Origin of the sequence: Cellulomonas fimi (assembly GCF_028583725.1) — a bacterium.
Lineage (GTDB): Bacteria > Actinomycetota > Actinomycetes > Actinomycetales > Cellulomonadaceae > Cellulomonas > Cellulomonas fimi_B.
Genome location: NZ_CP110680.1, coordinates 1,227,157 through 1,245,668, shown reverse-complemented (window position 1 = coordinate 1,245,668; position 18,512 = coordinate 1,227,157). Strand labels below are relative to the sequence as shown.

Here is an 18,512-nt window from a genome sequence, read left to right as displayed (position 1 = left end):
TTCCCCGACCGTAGGTCGGAAGTCCCGGAACTCGGTGCGATCCCAGGGAACGCTGGCAGCGGGGGCACCGGCGAGGAAGCAGCCGGACGACGATGGGGAGCGAGCATGAGCACTGCGACGTCGGCCGAGACCACCTGGCGCAGGGGGTCCGGCGAGACTGTCTCCGCGGAGACGCTGGAACGCATCGACCAGTGGTGGCGGGCGGCCAACTACCTGTCCGTGGGGCAGATCTACCTGCTCGACAACCCGCTGCTGCGCGAGACGCTGACGCGTGACCACGTCAAGCCGCGGCTGCTCGGCCACTGGGGCACGACGCCCGGCCTGACCTTCCTGTACGCGCACCTGAACCGCGTCATCGCGGAGCGCCGGCAGTCCACGATCTACGTCACGGGCCCGGGCCACGGCGGTCCGGGCCTCGTCGCGGCCGCGTACCTCGACGGCGTGTACTCGCACGTCTACACGGACATCACCGAGGACGACGAGGGCATGCGCCGGCTGTTCCGGCAGTTCTCGTTCCCGGGCGGCATCCCGTCGCACGTCGCCCCGGAGACCCCGGGCTCGATCCACGAGGGCGGCGAGCTCGGCTACGCGCTGTCGCACGCGTACGGCGCGGCCTTCGACAACCCGGACCTGCTGGTCGCGACGGTCATCGGTGACGGCGAGGCGGAGACGGGCCCGCTCGCGACGAGCTGGCACTCGAACAAGTTCGTCAACCCCGTGAAGGACGGCGTCGTCCTGCCGATCCTGCACCTCAACGGGTACAAGATCGCGAACCCGACGGTCCTGGCGCGCATCAGCGACGACGAGCTCGAGTCGCTCATGGTCGGCTACGGGCACAAGCCGCACGTGTTCGTCGCGGGCTTCGACGACGAGTCGCCCGCGTCGTTCCACGGCCGGTTCGCGGCGCTGCTCGACGAGGTGCTCGACGAGATCGCCGAGATCAAGGAGCAGGCCCGCGCGGGCAAGGACGAGCGCCCGATGTGGCCGATGATCGTCTTCCGCACCCCGAAGGGCTGGACCGGCCCGGGCTACATCGACGGCAAGAAGACGACGGGCTCGTGGCGCGCGCACCAGGTGCCGCTGTCGAACGCGCGGGACACCCCCGAGCACCTCGACGTGCTGCGGCAGTGGCTGGCGTCGTACAAGGCCGAGGAGCTCTTCGACGCGACCGGGCGGCTCAACGACGACATCCGCGCGCTCGCCCCGCCGGAGGGCCTGCGGATGAGCGACAACCCGCACGCGAACGGCGGCCTGCTGCTCAAGGACCTGCGGCTGCCGGACTTCCGCGACTACGCGGTCGACGTGCCGACGCCCGCCGGGTCGATCAGCGAGGCGCCGCGCGTCCTGGGCCAGTGGCTCACGGACGTCATCAAGCAGAACCCCGACAACTTCCGGATCTTCGGCCCCGACGAGACCGCGTCGAACCGGCTGCAGGCGGTCTTCGAGACCACCGACAAGCAGTGGAACGCGGACTTCTACGGCGAGGAGGTCGACGAGCACCTGTCCCGCGCGGGTCGCGTGCTGGAGATGCTGTCGGAGCACCAGTGCCAGGGCTGGCTGGAGGGCTACCTGCTCACCGGCCGCCACGGGCTGTTCAACTGCTACGAGGCGTTCATCCACATCATCGACTCGATGTTCAACCAGCACGCGAAGTGGCTCAAGGTCACGAACGACATCCCGTGGCGCCGGCCCATCGCGTCGCTGAACTACCTGCTGTCGAGCCACGTGTGGCGGCAGGACCACAACGGCTTCAGCCACCAGGACCCCGGCTTCATCGACCACGTGGTCAACAAGAAGGCCGAGGTCGTCCGGGTGTACCTGCCGCCGGACGCGAACACGCTGCTGTCGACGTACGACCACTGCCTGCGCAGCCGGCAGTACGTCAACGTCGTGGTGTCCGGCAAGCAGCCCGCGCCGAACTTCCTCACGATGGACGAGGCGATCGCGCACTGCACGCGCGGCCTCGGCATCTGGGAGTGGGCCGGCACGGAGGTCGCGGGCGAGAAGCCGGACGTCGTGCTCGCCGCGGCGGGCGACGTGCCGACTCTCGAGGTGCTGGCGGCGGCGGACATCCTGCGCCGCGAGCTGCCCGACCTCAAGGTCCGCGTCATCAACGTCGTCGACCTCATGCGGCTGCAGGACGAGAAGGAGCACCCGCACGGCCTGTCGGACACGCAGTTCGACGGCCTGTTCACCGCCGACCGGCCGGTGATCTTCGCCTACCACGGCTACCCGTGGCTCATCCACCGCCTCACGTACCGCCGCAACGGGCACGCGAACATCCACGTGCGCGGGTACAAGGAGGAGGGCACGACGACGACGCCGTTCGACATGGTCATGCTCAACGACCTCGACCGGTACCACCTCGTCATCGACGTCATCGACCGCGTGCCGCACCTGGGCACCGCGTACGCCGGCCTGCGTCAGCGCATGGTCGACAAGCGCATCGAGGCCCGCGAGTACACCCGCGAGCACGGCGACGACCTGCCCGAGGTCCGCGACTGGGTGTGGCCCGACGCGGGCGAGACCGCCACGGAGCAGGGCGGCCCGCAGCAGTCGGCGACCGTCTCGACCGGCGGTGACAACGAGTAGCGACTGACGCGAGGGCCCGCCGCCCTCGCACCCGGCCCGTCACCCACGGGCCACCACCGGACCCGGGCGGGTCGCGCCGACGCCACCGCGAACCGCCGCGACCCGCCCGCACCGTCCGGAGCACGAGCACGACCCCGCACCAGCACCATCCCCGGCACCCCGGGGCCCACGCACCAGGAGCAGCCCCCGTGGCCCGCAGCATCTACCTCACCTCCCCCGAGGGGGACTCCGGCAAGTCCGTCGTGGCGCTCGGCCTCGTCGACCTGCTCTCGCGCACGGTGCAGCGGGTGGGGGTGTTCCGGCCGGTGGCCCGCTCCACCAAGACACCCGACTACGTCCTCGAGCTGCTGCTCGCGCACGACGGCGTCGACCTCGCGTACGACGAGTGCGTCGGCGTGACGTACGAGGAGGTGCTGGCCGACCAGGAGGCGGCCCTCGGCAAGATCGTCCAGCGCTACCACGAGGTCGCCCGCCGGTGCGACGCGGTCGTGGTCGTCGGCTCGGACTACACGGACGTCGCGGGCCCGACGGAGCTCACCTACAACGGCCGCATCGCCGCGAACCTCGGCGCGCCCGTCGTGCTCGTCGTCAACGGGTCCGGGCGGACGCCGGAGGCGATCCACCAGGTCGTCGACATCGTCGTCGGGGCCATGCGCGACGAGCACGCGCAGGTCCTCGCCGTGACGGTCAACCGGTGCGGCCCCGCGGCCCTCGACGCCGTGAAGGCCGAGGTCGAGGGCGGCACGGGCCTGCCGACGTTCGCGCTGCCGGAGAGCCCGCTGCTCACCGCCCCGACCGTGCGGCAGCTCATGGAGGCCGTCGGCGGGTCGCTCATGGCCGGCGACGAGGAGCTGCTGTCGCGCGAGGTCCTCGACGTGCTCGTCGGCGCCATGTCCGTCGAGCACCTGCTCGACCGGATCGCCGACGGCGCCGTCGTCATCACCCCGGGCGACCGGTCCGACGTGCTCCTCGGCCTGCTCATCGCGCACGCCGCCGAGGGCTTCCCGTCGCTCGCCGGCATCATCCTCAACGGCGGTTTCGAGCCGTCGCCCGTCGTCATGCGGCTCATCGACGGCCTCGGCACGCGGCTGCCGATCATCCGCACGACGCTCGGGTCGTTCCGCTCGGCGAGCGCCGCCGCCTCGACGCGCGGCCACCTGTCGGCGGACAGCCAGCTCAAGGTCGACACCGCGCTCGCGCTGTTCGAGGAGCACGTCGACGGCACCGCGCTGCTCGGGGCGCTCGACGTCGCGCGGCCCGAGGTCGTCACGCCGCTCATGTTCGAGTACGCGCTGCTGGACCGGGCCCGCGCCGACCGCAAGCACATCGTGCTCCCGGAGGGGAACGACGACCGGATCCTGCGGGCCGCGTCCACGCTGCTGCGCCGCGGCGTCGCGCGCCTGACGATCCTCGGCGAGCCGGCCGTCATCCGCAGCCGCGCGACCGAGCTGGGCCTCGACCTCGCCGACGCGGACCTCGTCGACCCGCACGACCCCGAGTGGCTCGAGCGGTTCGCCGCGGAGTACACGCAGATCCGCGCGCACAAGGGCATGACGCTCGAGCGGGCCCGGGAGATCGTCCCGTCGGTGTCGTACTTCGGCACGATGATGGTGCACCTGGGCCTCGCGGACGGCATGGTCTCGGGCGCCGCGCACACCACGGCGCACACCATCAAGCCGTCGTTCGAGATCATCAAGACCGCCCCCGGCACGAACAGCGTGTCGTCCTGCTTCCTCATGTGCCTCGAGGACCGCGTGCTCGTCTACGCCGACTGCGCGGTGATCCCCGACCCGACCGCCGAGCAGCTCGCCGACATCGCGATCTCGTCCGCGGCGACCGCCGTGCAGTTCGGCATCGAGCCGCGGATCGCGATGCTGTCCTACTCGACGGGCGCGTCGGGCACCGGCGCCGACGTCGACAAGGTGCGCGCCGCGACCGCGCTCGTCCGCGAGCGCCGCCCCGACCTGTCCGTCGAGGGGCCGATCCAGTACGACGCCGCCGTCGACGCGTCCGTCGCGCAGACGAAGCTGCCCGACTCGGCCGTCGCGGGCCGGGCCACGGTGTTCGTCTTCCCGGACCTCAACACGGGCAACAACACGTACAAGGCCGTGCAGCGGTCGGCCGGCGCGATCGCCGTCGGCCCGGTGCTCCAGGGCCTGAACAAGCCCGTGAACGACCTGTCCCGCGGCGCGCTCGTCCAGGACATCGTCAACACCGTCGCGATCACGGCGATCCAGGCGCAGGCCGACGCACCGGCCGGCGCACCCACGACCTCGGAGGCCGTCGCCCGATGACCATCACCCAGCCCCGCCCGCACAGCGCGCTCGGCGCGCACGGCAGCGTCCTCGTCGTGAACTCCGGGTCGTCGTCGATCAAGTACCAGCTGGTCAACCCCGTCGGCGGGGAGGCGATCGCGTCGGGCATCGTCGAGCGCATCGGCGAGGACGTCGGGACGATCAAGCACACGTTCGCGGGCAGCACGACGCAGCGCGACGAGCCCGTCGCCGACCACGGCGCGGGCCTGCGTACCGTCCTGGCGCTGTTCGACGAGATCGGTCCGGACCTCGGGGCGGCGCACGTCGTGGCCGTCGGGCACCGTGTCGTGCACGGGGGGTCGGACTTCACCGGCCCCGCGCTCGTCGACGACGACGTCATCGCCCGCATCGACGCGCTCGCGCCGCTCGCGCCCCTGCACAACCCCGCGAACCTCACGGGGATCCAGGTCGCGCGCGAGCTGCTGCCGGACGTCCCGCACGTCGTCGCGTTCGACACCGCGTTCTTCCACACGCTGCCCGACGCGGCCGCGACGTACGCGATCGACCAGGGGGTCGCCACGGCCTACGGCGTGCGGCGGTACGGCTTCCACGGCACGTCGCACGAGTACGTGTCCGGCAAGGTCGCGCGCGTCCTGGGTCGCCGCGTCGAGGAGCTCAACCAGATCGTCCTGCACCTCGGCAACGGCGCGTCGGCGTCGGCGGTGCGCGGCGGCGTCGCGGTCGAGACGTCGATGGGCCTGACCCCGCTCGAAGGGCTGGTCATGGGCACGCGCTCGGGCGACCTCGACCCGGCCGTCCTCATCCACCTGCAGCGCAACGCGGGGATGTCCGTCGACGAGATCGACGACCTGCTCAACCGCCGCTCGGGCCTCAAGGGGCTCGCGGGCGAGAACGACTTCCGCGAGATCCACCGGCTCGTGGACGAGGGCGACCCGAGCGCGCAGCGCGCGCTCGACGTCTACATCCACCGCCTGCGCAAGTACGTGGGCGCGTACATGGCCGTCCTGGGTCGCGTCGACGTCATCACCTTCACGGCGGGCGTCGGCGAGAACGACGAGGTCGTGCGCGCGCTCGCGCTCGCCGGGCTGGAGCCGTTCGGCATCGCCGTGGACCCGCAGCGCAACGCGGGCCGCAAGAAGGAGCCGACGACGATCTCGCCCGACTGGACGAGCACGCGCGTGATGGTCGTGCCGACCAACGAGGAGCTCGCGATCGCGCGCCTCGCGATCGCGACGATCGAGAAGGCGGGCCTCGAGGGCACGTCGGAGGAGACGGACCCGGCCCCCGCGGCCGCGGGTCACGCCTGACGGGACCCCGCCCCGGCGCGATCCGCGCCGAACGCGCCCTCAGACGCGTGCCGAGGACTCCCGGCGCGCGTGACGGCGCGCTCGGCACACGGCGGGGCCTCGTGGGCCGTCAGGGCAGGCGGGCCGCCTTCATCGCGCGCAGCACCTCGGTGTAGACCCGGGGCCACGTCTCCGTGCCCAGGTCGAACAGGCGGTGCAGGCCGAGTCCCGCGTGCACGCCGTGCTGCACGGCGACGGTCTGCACGCGCGTCGTCTCCCACAGGCCCTCACGCCCGTGCCGGTGCCCGTGGCCGGAGTCGCCGACGCCGCCCTGCGGCGCGCCGACCGAGCCCCACGTCGCGACGTAGCCCTCGTTGACGTTGACGGTCCCCGCACGCACGCGGCGGGCCAGGGCGGCGCCGCGGCGCGTGTCGGAGGTCCAGATGCTCGCGTTGAGGCCGAGGTCGCTGTCGTTCATCGCGGCGACGGCCTCGTCGTCCGACGCGACCGGGTACAGCGCGACGACGGGCCCGAACGTCTCCTCGCGGTGCAGCCGCGCCTCGTCGGGCACGTCGACGAGGATCGTCGGCTCGTAGAAGTAGGGGCCGACGTCGGTGCGGTGCACGGCCCCGGCGAGCACGGTCGCGCCGTGGCCGATCGCGTCCTCGACGTGCTCGACGACCGTCGCGAGCTGGGCGGCGGACGTGAGCGACCCGACGTCGGACCGGTAGTCCAGGCCGGAACCGAGCCGCAGCGCGCGCGTGCGGCGCGCGAACGCGTCGGCGAACGCGTCGAACACCTCCTCACGGACGTAGACCCGCTCGATGCTCACGCACACCTGGCCGGTGCCGACGAAGCACGCGCGCACCGCGCCCTCCGCGGCGAGCTCCACGTCGACGTCCTCCGCGACGTACATCGGGTTCTTGCCGCCGAGCTCGAGCGTGACGGGCACGAGCCGCTCCCCCGCGCTCGCGGCGACGACGCGTCCGGTCGCGGTCGACCCGGTGAAGCTCACGTGGTCGACGTGCTCGACGACCGCCGCGCCGACGGTCGGCCCGTCGCCGACGACGACCTGCAGCAGCCCGTCGGGCAGCCCGGCCTCCTCCAGGAGCTCCGCGGCCCACAGCGCGGTGAGCGCGGTCTGCGGGTCGGGCCGCAGGATCACGGCGTTGCCCGCGACGAGCGCCGGCAGGACGTCACCGAGGGTCAGGGTGAGCGGGAAGTTCCACGGCGCGACGATCCCGACCACGCCGACGGGGTGCCGCAGCACGCGGACCGCCGTGAGACCCGGGATCAGGCCGGGGACGCGGCGCGTGCGCAGGTACCGCGCGGCGCGCGCGGCGTAGTGCCGCGACACGAGCGCGATGTCGCAGACCTCCTCGAACGCCGCCACGCGGGCCTTGCCGGTCTCGAGCTGGATGAGGTCGAGGACGTCGCTCTGCCGCGCCAGGACGAGGTCGTGCACGCGCGACAGCACCGCGGTGCGGGTGCGCAGCGGCGTCGCGGCCCACAGCCGTTGGGCGGCGCGCGCGGTGCGGGCGGCGCGCTCCACGTCGGCCGGGGTCGACAGCGGGACGGCCGCGATCGGGCCGCCCGTGAACGGTGCGTGCGACGTGCGCGTCGCGGCTCCCGGCCCGGCGACGACGCGGGCGAGCAGGGTGCGCACGTCCTCGGGTTCGAGCACGTACGTCGCGAGCGGGTCCGTCTCGGGGTCGTGGAGCTCGGTGTGTCCGTCGTGCGCCATGCGCGTCAGGGTACGCGCGGCTCCTGTCGCCCGAGCGCGCCACGGGCCGGTGTCGCCGCTCAGACCCCGAGCGTGGCGCGCACCTCCGGGACGAGCATCGCGACGACGGCCGCCCGCGCGGTCTCCGCCGACTCCGCCGCGAGCGCCGCGGCCGCCATCGTGGCGCACTGCGCACCGGTGTGGTGGCGCAGCGCGTACCGGACGGCCGGCACGGCGCCCGCGGACATCGACAGGCTCGTGACGCCGAGCCCGACGAGCACGAGCGCGAGCACCGGGTCCGACGCCGACTCGCCGCACACCCCCACGGGCTTGTGCAGCTCCTGGCCCGCGCGGGCGGTCGCGTCGACGAGGTCGAGGACCGCGGGCTGCCACGGGTCGAGCAGGTCGGCGAGCTCGCCGCGCAGGCGGTCGGTCGCCATCGTGTACTGCGCGAGGTCGTTGGTGCCGAGCGACACGAAGTCCACCTCGGCGAGGATCTCGCGGGCCCGCAGCGCCGCCGCGGGGATCTCGACCATGACGCCGACCGTCGACAGGCCGTGCGCGCGGGCGCGGGTCGCGAAGTCGCGGGCCTCGGCGGCGGTCGCGATCATCGGCGCCATGACCCACGGCGCGGCGCCCGTCTCCGACTGGGCGGCACCGAGTGCGGCGAGCTGCACCTCCAGCAGGTCGGGGTCGTTCCGGACCAGCCGGTAGCCGCGCACGCCGAGCGCCGGGTTCTCCTCGTCGGCCTGCGTCGCGAACGCGAGCGGCTTGTCGGCGCCTGCGTCGAGCGTGCGGACGACGACCTTGCGCTCCCCCAGCGCGGCGAGCGCCCGCGCGTACACGGCGGACTGCTCCTCGCGCGTCGGCGCGGTGGTGCGCTCGAGGAACAGCACCTCGGTGCGGAACAGCCCGACGCCCTCGACGGCCGCGCCGGACACGCGCTCGGCGTCCTCGGCGGTGCCGATGTTGGCGAGCAGCTGGACGGCGCGCCCGTCGGCGGTGCCACCGGGTGCGGTGTCGGACGCGAGCGCGTCCTCGACCTCGCTGCGGCGGGTGAGCTCGGCGCGCAGCGCGTCGTCGGGGTCGAGGGTGAGGGTGCCGGCGGCCGCGTCGACCGCGACCTCCGTGCCGTCCTCGAGGGTCGTCGCGAAGGGCACCTGCACGAGGCACGGCAGCCCGAGCTGGCCCGCGATGATCGCTGTGTGGCCCGTGGGTCCGCCGAGCTCGGTGACGATCGCGAGGACCTTGTCGAGGTCGAGCGCGGCGGTGTCGGCGGGCGCGAGGTCCCGGGCGACGACGACCGACGGCCGGTCGAGGTGCGGCACGCCCGGCGCGGGCAGGCCGAGGGCCTGCGCGACGACCCGGTCCCGGACCGAGTGCAGGTCGGTGACGCGCTCCGCGAGGTAGCCGCCGGCCTGCTGGAACATCGTCGCGAACATGGCGACGACCCCGTCGACCGCGTGCACGACGTGGTCGCCCGCGGAGATCCGGGTGAGGACCTGGCTGCGCAGCGCCTTGTCGTCGGCCATCTGCGCGGTCGCCGCGAGCACGTCCCGCACGGTGCCGGTCGCCCGCGACGACTGCTCGCGCAGGTCGTCGACGACCCGCGTGAACGCCTCGTCCACGACCCGGTGCGCGGTCGCGGCGTCGGCCGGGACGCCGTCGACGAGCAGCGGCGCGTCGTCGTCGACGTGCGGCGGCGGCTGCACCTGGGCGACCGGCCCGACGACGCCCCGCCGGCCCACACCGACGCCGCGCAGCACGCGGTCGGCCTCGCGCGCGGCCGGCTCCGTGGCGGCCGCCGGCGTGGTCGGCGTGCTCACGAGCCCGTGGCGGAGGCCGTCGGGGCGTCCTCCGCGTCGAGGTCGGTCTCCAGCAGCGTGACGAGGTCGTCGAGCACGCGCTCGGCGCCGTCGTCGGTGCTGAGCGTGACCTCCTCGCCGTGCGGGACGCCGAGCGACATGACGAACAGGATGCTGCTCGCGTCGACGGGCTCGCCGCCCGGCCGGGCGATGGTCACCGGGACGCCCGTCGCGGCGACGGCGTTGGTGAAGATCATCGCGGGGCGGGCGTGCAGCCCGACGCGGGACGCGACGACGGCGGTGCGCTGAGCCATGGTGCTGGTCCTCCGAGTGATCGTGCCGGTGTCTCCGGGTGTGGGGGGTGGCGTCAGGCCGTCTGGCCCACGAGGGCCGCCTGCTCGTCGGCGGCCTGCTCGGCCTCGACCAGCGGGTTGGGCTTGGCGCTCTTGAGCGCGATGACGATCGCGGCCATGACGACCATCCCGACGAGGACCGCGACGACGAAGCCGACCGGGTTGCCGATGAGCGGCAGCACCCAGATCCCGCCGTGCGGGGCGCGCAGCGTCGAGCCGAACGCCATGACGATCCCGCCGGTCACGGCGGAGCCGGCGACGGACGACACGATGACGCGCCACGGGTCGGCGGCGGCGAACGGGATGGCGCCCTCCGAGATGAACGACGCCCCGAGCAGCCACGCGGCCTTGCCGTTCTCCTGCTCGGCGTGCGTGAAGAGCTTCTTGCGGACGACGGTCGCGAGCGCCATGGCGAGCGGCGCGACCATGCCCGCGGCCATCACGGCGGCCATGACCTTGTACTGCGTGGCGTCGGCGTCGAGGCCCTCGGTCGCGAGCCCGGTCACGGCGAACGTGTACGCGACCTTGTTGATCGGGCCGCCCAGGTCGAAGCCCATCATCGCGCCGAGCAGCACGCCGAGCAGCACGAGGTTCGAGCCGGACAGGCCGTTGAGCCACGAGCTCAGACCGTCCATGAGGGACGCGATGGGCCGGCCGATGATCACGAACATCACGAGGCCGACGACGAACGACGACAGCAGCGGGATCACGACGACGGGCATCACGCCGCGCACGCCCTTGGGCACCTTCCAGCGCGCGATCCAGAGGGCGACGAACCCGGCGAGGAAGCCGGTGACGAGGCCGCCGAGGAAGCCGGCGCCGACGAGCACGGACACGGACCCGCCGACGAAGCCGGGCACGAGGCCGGGGCGGTCGGCGATCGCGTACGCGATGAAGCCCGACAGCACGGGGACGAGGAACCCGAACGCGACACCACCGGTCCGGAACAGCAGCACCGCCCAGTCCTGCAGCGACGCCACGTTGAACGACGTCATGAGGTCGTCGACGGGCACCTCGGTGACGAGCACGACGCCCTCGTCGCCCCACGCGAGCTGCGCGAGCATGAACGACAGGGCGATGAGGATCCCGCCCGCGGCGACGAACGGGATCATGTACGACACGCCCGTCATGAGCCACTGCCGGACGCGCGTGCCGACCCCGGCGTTCGCGTCGACCTTGGTCGTCGGGCCGGTCGGGCCGGTCCCGGGGGCATGGCCGGTCGCGGCGGGCGCGGGCACCCCGGACTCGACCGCCGCGACCGCGGCGGCGATGACGCCCGGGGCGTCGTGCACGGCCTTCTTGACCCCGACGTCGACGAACGGCTTGCCGGCGAAGCGGTCCTTGTCCTTGACCTCGAGGTCGGCGGCGTAGATCACGCCGTCCGCGTCGGCGATGACGCGCGGGTCGAGCGGCATCGAGCCCGCGGCCCCCTGCGTCTCGACGGCGACCTCGTGACCGGCGGCGCGGCCGGCCTGCTCGAGGGCCTCGGCGGCCATGTAGGTGTGCGCGATCCCCGTGGGGCACGAGGTGACGGCGACGAGCTTCATGCCGGCACGACCTCTCGGGTGACGATCTCGGCGACGGTCGCGGCGTCCGGCGCGTCCTTGAGCGACGTCCGGAACGACTCGTGCACGAGCCGCCGGGCGAGCGCGGCGAGGATCTGCAGGTGCGCGCTGTCGCCGGAGTCGGGCGCGGCGATGAGGAAGACGAGCGTCGCGGGGCCGTCGGGGGCGCCGAAGTCGACGCCGCCGGGCACCTTGCCGACGGCGAGGCTCGGCACGGTGACGTGCGCCGAGCGGGCGTGCGGCAGGCCGATGCCTCCGGGCATGCCGGTCGCCATCTGCGCCTCGCGGGCGCGCACGTCGGCGTGGAACCCGTCGGCGTCGGTCACGCGCCCGGCGGCGGCGAGCAGGTCGATGAGCTGGCGGGTCGCGTCGTCGCGGTCCGTGGCGACGAGGTCGACGGCGACCAGGTCGGCGGTGATGAGGGGGGTGGTCACGTCACAGCTCCTTCAGCGCGGTACGGGGGTCGGGGTTCTCGACGACCTGGACGGCGTCGGTGTCGATCTGGTCGGGGGTGGGGACCGCGGTCCCGGGGAGCAGGACCGCGGCCCTGCCGAACGCGACGGCGCGGCGGAGGCGGGTCGCGGAGTCGCCGTCCCCGGCGATGAAGCCGGCGAGGGTCGTGTCGCCCGCGCCGACCGTGGACAGCGGCACGAGCGGCGGGCCGCCGGCCCACCAGTGGTGCCGCGCGGTGACGAGCAGCGCGCCGTGCGCCCCGAGGCTGACGAGCACGGCGCGCGTGCCCGCCTCGATGACCTCGCGCGCGGCGTCGACGACGTCGCCGACGGTCACGAGCTCATGGCCGACGAGCTCGGCGAGCTCGTCGTCGTTGGGCTTGACGAGCGTGAGCCCGCCGGACCGGACCGCCCGCGTCAGCGGGAGCCCGGACGTGTCGAGCGCGAACGGCACGCCGTGCCGGGCGGCGAGGCCCGCGACCTGGACGAAGAAGCACTCCGACGCGCCCCGCGGCAGCGAGCCCGCGCTGACGAGCGCCGCGGGCTGCGTGGTCAGCTGCTGCTCGACGGCCCGCAGCAGCGCGTCGACCTCGTCGTCGGTGAGCCGGGGGCCGGGCGCGTTGACCTTGGTCGTCGCGCCACCCGCCTCGACGAGCGTGAGGTTGGTGCGGGTGTCCTCGGCGACCGGGACCGGGAGCGCGGGGACGCCCTGCTCGCCGAGCAGCTCGACGAGGCGCGCACCGTCGGCGCCCCCGGCGGGGAGGACGGCGAGCGTCGGGACGCCGTGCGCCATGAGCACGCGCGACACGTTGATGCCCTTGCCCCCGGGGTGCACCCACGCGGCGTCCGCGCGGTTGACCTCGCCGACGACGAGCCGGTCGACCTGCAGCGCACGGTCGAGGCTCGGGTTCGGGGTGAGCGTGAGGATCATGCGCGCACCACCCGGGTCCCGGCGGCCTCGATCTCGTCGACGAGCTCGGGCTCCGCACCCGTGTCGGTGACGAGCGTGTCGACGGCCGAGAGCGGCACGACGTGCGCGAAGTCGACGCGCCCGAGCTTGGTGTGGTCCGCCAGCACGACGGTCCGCCGCGCGTTGGTGACCAGCGCGCGCTTGACCGCGGCCTCGGCGAGGTCGGGCGTCGTCAGCCCGTGCTCGACGGACAGGCCGTTGGTGCCGACGAACGCGACGTCGGCGTGGATGTCCGCGAGCGCCTGCACGGCCCAGGTCCCGACCGCGGCGAGCGTGCGGCCGCGGACGGTGCCGCCGACGAGGTGCAGCGTGATGCCGGGCCGGGTCGCGAGGACGGTGGCGACGGGCAGCGCGTGCGTGACGACGGTGAGCTCGCGGTCGGTGGGCAGCAGCTCGGCGAGGCGCACGGTCGTGGTGCCGGCGTCGAAGATGACGGCACCGCCGTCGGGCAGCTCGTCGAGCGCGGCCTTGGCGATGCGCTCCTTCTCCCCCGCCAGCAGGCCCTCGCGGTCCGCGATGCCGGGCTCGAAGCCGAGCCGCTCGACGGGGATCGCGCCGCCGTGCACGCGCCGGACGAGGCCGTGACGCTCGAGGGCGGTGAGGTCCCGGCGGATGGTCTCGGGGGTGACGTCGAGCTCGTCCGCGAGGGCGGTGACGTCGACCCGGCCCTCGGCGCGGGCGCGAGCCAGGATCTGCTGGTGCCGCTCCGGTGCGTACACGCTGCCTCCGTCGTGCCGGACACCGCGTCCGTCGCGATGTCTGATGCGTCCAGAGTCCGCTTCTCACCCTGCCATGTCAAGAGATTCGGGCCCATTCGGACTCAAACAGACGTCGACCTGGGCAAACTCGGGCATCCCGATGCCCGCTATCCGGTCGATCACGCGCCGCGCACCCGATCCGGCGCGCTTCCGGACGCCGACCGGACACGGACGGACACGTGCGGGGACGGGCGTTCGTGAGCGGGGCCGGGCGTCAGTGCGGCTGGTACGGCGAGACCACGACCTCCACGCGCTGGAACTCCTTGAGGTCCGAGTACCCGGTCGTCGCCATCGCGCGCTTGAGCGCACCCACGAGGTTGAGCGTCCCGTCCGCGGTGTGACCCGGGCCGAACAGGATCTGCTCCAGCGAGCCCGCCGTGCCGACCTCGACGCGCTCGCCGCGCGGCAGGTGCGGGTGGTGCGCCTCCGGGCCCCAGTGCCAGCCGCGGCCCGGCGCCTCGGTCGCACGCGCGAGCGCCGCACCGAGCATCACCGCGTCCGCACCGCACGCGACGGCCTTCACCAGGTCGCCCGAGCGTCCCACGCCGCCGTCAGCGATCACGTGCACGTACCGGCCGCCCGACTCGTCGAGGTAGTCGCGCCGCGCCGCCGCCACGTCCGCGACGGCCGTCGCCATCGGGGCGTGGATGCCGAGCGACACGCGCGTCGTGTGCGCCGCTCCCCCGCCGAACCCGACGAGCACGCCCGCCGCGCCCGTGCGCATGAGGTGCAGCGCCGCCGTGTAGGTGGACGCGCCGCCGACGATCACCGGGACGTCGAGCTCGTAGATGAAGCGCTTGAGGTTGAGCGGCTCCGCGCGGCCCGACACGTGCTCGGCCGAGACCGTCGTGCCGCGGATGACGAACAGGTCGACGCCCGCGTCGACCACGGTCCGCCACAGCTCCTGCGTGCGCTGCGGCGACAGCGCGCCCGCGACCGTCACGCCCGCCGCGCGGACCTCCTTGAGCCGCTGGCTCACGAGCTCGGGCTGGATCGGCGCCGAGTAGATCTCCTGCATACGGGCCGTCGCGCGCGCCGAGTCGAGCGTCGCGATCTCCGCGAGCAGCGGCGCCGGGTCCTCGTACCGGGTCCACAGGCCCTCGAGGTCGAGCACGCCGAGACCACCGGCCTGGCCCAGCGCGACCGCGGTCGACGGGCTCATCACCGAGTCCATCGGCGCCGCGAGAACCGGCAGGTCGAAGTGGTAGGCGTCGATCTGCCAGCCGACCGAGACCTCCTCGGGGTCGCGCGTCCGCCGCGACGGGACGACCGCCACGTCGTCGAAGGAGAAGGCCCGCCGTCCGCGCTTGCCGCGCCCGATCTCGATCTCGTTGCTCACCGCACCAGGCTACCGGCGCCACCGCCCCCTCCTCGTCGGCGGCCGCGCGGCGGTCGGCGCGGTCGTGTCGGTGCACGCCGCTGTCGGTGGTCGGTGCGATCCTGGCGAAGCGGGCAGCACGACGGGCCCGCCGCCCGGCGGGCCGGTGCCCGACGGGCGAGCACCACGGACGAAGGACGCGCGATGGGCTGGAACGACGGACCCCTGCTGGGCTTCGACACGGAGACCACGGGGCTCGACGTCGACCGCGACCGCATCGTCACCGCCGCCCTCGTCCGTCGCGACGCCGACGGCACCCACGTGCGCACCTGGCTGCTGGACCCGGGCGTCGAGATCCCCGAGGCCGCCGCGTCGATCCACGGCGTCAGCACCGAGCACGCGAAGGCCCACGGCGTCGCCCCGAAGGGGGCGCTCGACGAGATCGCGACCGCGCTCGCCGAGGCGTTCCGCGCCGGCGTCCCCGTCGTCGCCTACAACGCCGCGTTCGACCTGTGCCTGCTCGACGCCGAGCTGCGCCGCCACCGCCTCCCGACGCTCCCCGACCGCCTGCTGGGCGCCGCCCGGCCCGTGATCGACCCGCTCGTGCTGGACCGCGCGGAGGACCGCGAGCGCGAGGGCAAGCGCAAGCTCGTCGATCTGTGCGGCGTCTACGAGGTCGTCGAGTCGGGCGACCTGCACAACGCCGACGTCGACGTCGTCGCGACCCTCGACGTCCTGGAGCGGATCGTCGGGCGCTTCCCGCACCTCGCGGACCTGGACCTCGACACGCTGCACGAGTACCAGGTCACGGCGCACCGCGCGTGGGCCGAGAGCTTCAACGCGTGGCGCACCGAGAAGGGCCTCGACGGCCCCGGCGCGGAACCCACGTGGCCCGCGCGCGAGCCCGTCGGCACGCTCTGGTAGCAGCGCCCCGGGCGTCGCGGGGCGTCAGCGGTGCGAGCTGTAGTTCGGGGCCTCGACCGTCATCTGGATGTCGTGCGGGTGCGACTCCTTGAGCCCCGCGGCGGTGATCCGCACGAACTGGCCCTTGGCCTGCAGCTCGGGGATCGTGTGCGCGCCGACGTAGAACATCGACTGGTGCAGGCCGCCGATCAGCTGGTGCGCGACGGCCGCGAGCGGCCCCCGGTACGGCACCTGACCCTCGATGCCCTCGGGGACGATCTTCTCGTCCGTCGTGACGTCGGCCTGGAAGTAGCGGTCCTTCGAGTACGAGACGCGGCCGCGCGACGCCATCGCGCCCAGCGAACCCATGCCGCGGTAGTGCTTGAACTGCTTGCCGTTGACGAACACGAGCTCGCCCGGCGACTCGTCGCAGCCCGCGAGCAGCGAGCCGAGCATCACGGTGTCGGCACCCGCGACGAGCGCCTTCGCGATGTCGCCCGAGTACTGCAGGCCGCCGTCGCCGATGACCGGGACCCCGGCGGGCTTGCACGCCTGCGCGGCGTCGTAGATCGCGGTGACCTGCGGGACGCCGATGCCTGCGACGACGCGCGTCGTGCAGATCGAGCCCGGCCCGACGCCGACCTTCACGGCGTCGACGCCCGCGTCGACGAGTGCCTGCGCGCCCGCCGTCGTCGCGACGTTGCCGCCGATGACCTGGACCGCGCGCGTCGACGGGTCGGACTTGAGCCGGCGCACCATGTCGAGCATGAGCCGGGCGTGCCCGTTGGCGGTGTCGACCACGAGCACGTCCACGCCCGCGTCGACGAGGGCCGTCGCGCGCTCCCACGCGTCGCCGAAGAACCCGATCGCGGCGCCGACGACGAGGCGGCCCTCGCCGTCCTTGGTCGCGTCGGGGTACTGCTCGGACTTCACGAAGTCCTTGACGGTGATGAGGCCGCGCAGCACGCCGGCGTCGTCCACGAGCGGCAGCTTCTCGATCTTGTGCTTCGCGAGCAGCGCGGCGGCGTCGTCGCGCGCGATCCCCACGGGCGCGGTCACGAGCGGCATCGCCGTCATGACCTCGTGCACGCGGCGGTGCTCGAACTCCGCGGCGGGCACGAAGCGCAGGTCGCGGTTGGTGATGATGCCGACGAGGCGGTCCTGCGCGTCGACGACGGGCAGGCCCGACACGCGGTACGTGCCGCACAGGCGGTCGAGCTCGGCGAGCGTCGCGTCGGGCGAGACCGTGACGGGGTCGGTCACCATGCCCGACTCCGAGCGCTTCACGCGGTCGACCTGGTGCGCCTGGTCCTCGATCGAGAGGTTGCGGTGCAGGATCCCGATGCCGCCCTGGCGCGCCATCGCGATCGCCATGCGCGACTCGGTCACGGTGTCCATCGCCGCCGACAGCAGCGGGACGCGGACCGAGATCTCACGGGTGAGCCGCGAGGTCGTGTCCACCTCGCTGGGGATCACGTCCGTCTCCCCCGGGAGGAGCAGGACGTCGTCGTAGGTGAGCCCGATCCGCGCGAAGGGGTCGGCCGGCGAGGGGGTGCCCGTCATCCGTCCAGGATACGTCGCGCGGCGGGCGGCACCGGCCCCCCGGTCCGCCCCCCGGACGCCCGGCCCACTCGACCGCACGGCGACCCGGCGGCCACCGCCGTCAGCGGATGAGACCCCGGCGCAGCCCGATCGCGACCGCCTGCGCGCGGTCCTTCGCGCCGAGCTTGCGGAACAGCCGGCGCGCGTGCGTCTTCACCGTGTCCTCGGAGAGGAACAGCTCGGCGCCGATCTGCGCGTTCGACCGTCCGTTGCTCATGCCGACCAGCACCTCGACCTCGCGCTTCGTCAGCGGCGCCGGCCCGGGCTCGGAGGACGCCGGAGCGCCGTCGTTGCCGTCGACCGCACCGCCCGCGGGGCGCGAACCGTCCAGACCGGACCCGCCGATCGGCGTCGGCACCTCGACCGTCGCCCGCGGACCCTGCACCGGCAGCACCGCGCTCGCGAGCACGTGCGCGGCCACCGCCGACAGCTCCGCGCGACCCACGTCGGGCGCGAGGAACCCGCGCGCACCGAGCTGCAGCGCCCGGTCGAGCGCCACGGAGTCGTCGGGGTTGGCCAGCAGCACGACCGCCGCCGACGGCGAGACGGCACGCAGCCGTCGGATCGCCTCGGTGGCTCCCGGTGCCGGCAGGTGCGCGTCCAGCAGGACGACCGTCGGCGGGACCCTGCGTGCCAGCGTGATCAGCTCGTCCACCGACGCCGCCGCTCGCACCGGAGTGAGAGCGGGCACACCGATGGAGGTCACCACCAGGCGCTCGCGGATCACCGCTGAGCCGTGACAGACCACGACTCCCGCCATCGTTCCTCCTGTTGCCCAGACCGTCTCGTACGCCCGTCTGCTCCGACGGGCGGCGCGGCCCCTGCCGACCTGTCCGTCATCCGAACGGTTGATTCGCCACGGATATCGGTCGACGCGCACGCAGACGTTAGCCCGCCGGGGCACTCCGG

General features: G+C 73.8%; 14 protein-coding genes. 4 read left to right on the top strand and 10 right to left on the bottom strand.

Annotation, left to right across the window (positions count from 1 at the left end):
* Positions 1-105: 105 nt before the first annotated feature.
* From OOT42_RS05745 to OOT42_RS05735, 3 genes are all read left to right on the top strand, one after another.
* Complete coding sequence (locus OOT42_RS05745) at positions 106-2,592, top strand: phosphoketolase family protein (RefSeq protein WP_273653942.1); 2,487 nt, start codon at positions 106-108, stop codon at positions 2,590-2,592.
* Positions 2,593-2,780: 188 nt separating this feature from the next.
* Positions 2,781-4,886: a phosphate acetyltransferase gene (pta, locus tag OOT42_RS05740; protein WP_273653941.1), complete on the top strand. Its 2,106-nt coding sequence runs from the start codon at positions 2,781-2,783 to the stop codon at positions 4,884-4,886.
* Entirely contained in the window at positions 4,883-6,175 is a 1,293-nt protein-coding gene (locus tag OOT42_RS05735) for an acetate/propionate family kinase (RefSeq protein WP_273653940.1), read from the top strand. Before pta ends, OOT42_RS05735 begins: the two co-directional genes overlap by 4 nt.
* A 109-nt stretch (positions 6,176-6,284) precedes the next feature.
* Here the strand turns inward: OOT42_RS05735 and OOT42_RS05730 are convergent, their stop codons facing one another.
* The 8 genes from OOT42_RS05730 to OOT42_RS05695 form a co-directional block, all read right to left on the bottom strand.
* Positions 6,285-7,898: a succinic semialdehyde dehydrogenase gene (locus tag OOT42_RS05730; protein ID WP_273653939.1), complete on the bottom strand. Its 1,614-nt coding sequence runs from the start codon at positions 7,896-7,898 to the stop codon at positions 6,285-6,287.
* 59 nt (positions 7,899-7,957) lie between these two features.
* Positions 7,958-9,703, bottom strand: coding sequence for a phosphoenolpyruvate--protein phosphotransferase (ptsP, locus tag OOT42_RS05725; protein ID WP_273653938.1), 1,746 nt, complete (start codon positions 9,701-9,703; stop codon positions 7,958-7,960).
* Positions 9,700-9,996 carry an HPr family phosphocarrier protein gene (locus tag OOT42_RS05720; protein ID WP_273653937.1) on the bottom strand — a complete coding sequence of 99 codons (297 nt, stop codon included), beginning with the start codon at positions 9,994-9,996 and terminating at the stop codon, positions 9,700-9,702. The genes ptsP and OOT42_RS05720 overlap by 4 nt, the downstream gene beginning before the upstream one ends.
* 53 nt (positions 9,997-10,049) lie before the next feature.
* Positions 10,050-11,582: a PTS fructose transporter subunit IIC gene (locus tag OOT42_RS05715; protein WP_273653936.1), complete on the bottom strand. Its 1,533-nt coding sequence runs from the start codon at positions 11,580-11,582 to the stop codon at positions 10,050-10,052.
* Positions 11,579-12,034, bottom strand: a complete 456-nt coding sequence (locus tag OOT42_RS05710; protein WP_124343829.1) for a PTS sugar transporter subunit IIA — start codon at positions 12,032-12,034, stop codon at positions 11,579-11,581. Before OOT42_RS05710 ends, OOT42_RS05715 begins: the two co-directional genes overlap by 4 nt.
* Position 12,035: 1 nt before the next feature.
* Positions 12,036-12,983 (bottom strand): 1-phosphofructokinase, encoded by a 948-nt coding sequence (gene pfkB / locus OOT42_RS05705; RefSeq protein WP_273653935.1) that lies wholly within the window; start codon positions 12,981-12,983, stop codon positions 12,036-12,038.
* A complete protein-coding gene (locus tag OOT42_RS05700) occupies positions 12,980-13,741 on the bottom strand; it encodes a DeoR/GlpR family DNA-binding transcription regulator (RefSeq protein ID WP_273653934.1) in 762 nt (253 codons plus the stop codon). Before OOT42_RS05700 ends, pfkB begins: the two co-directional genes overlap by 4 nt.
* A gap of 253 nt (positions 13,742-13,994) precedes the next feature.
* On the bottom strand, positions 13,995-15,119 hold the full coding sequence (locus tag OOT42_RS05695) for a GuaB3 family IMP dehydrogenase-related protein (protein ID WP_273653933.1): 1,125 nt from the start codon (positions 15,117-15,119) through the stop codon (positions 13,995-13,997).
* A gap of 183 nt (positions 15,120-15,302) precedes the next feature.
* Between OOT42_RS05695 and OOT42_RS05690 the strand changes: the two genes are divergently transcribed.
* Positions 15,303-16,022 carry an exonuclease domain-containing protein gene (locus OOT42_RS05690; protein WP_273653932.1) on the top strand — a complete coding sequence of 240 codons (720 nt, stop codon included), beginning with the start codon at positions 15,303-15,305 and terminating at the stop codon, positions 16,020-16,022.
* 24 nt (positions 16,023-16,046) lie between these two features.
* Here the strand turns inward: OOT42_RS05690 and guaB are convergent, their stop codons facing one another.
* Both guaB and OOT42_RS05680 read right to left on the bottom strand, forming a co-directional pair.
* The gene (gene guaB / locus OOT42_RS05685; protein WP_273653931.1) at positions 16,047-17,564 is read right to left on the bottom strand and encodes an IMP dehydrogenase; all 1,518 of its coding nucleotides are present in this window, start codon (positions 17,562-17,564) and stop codon (positions 16,047-16,049) included.
* Between the two features lie 100 nt (positions 17,565-17,664).
* Entirely contained in the window at positions 17,665-18,363 is a 699-nt protein-coding gene (locus tag OOT42_RS05680) for a response regulator transcription factor (protein WP_273653930.1), read from the bottom strand.
* Positions 18,364-18,512 lie beyond the last annotated feature (149 nt).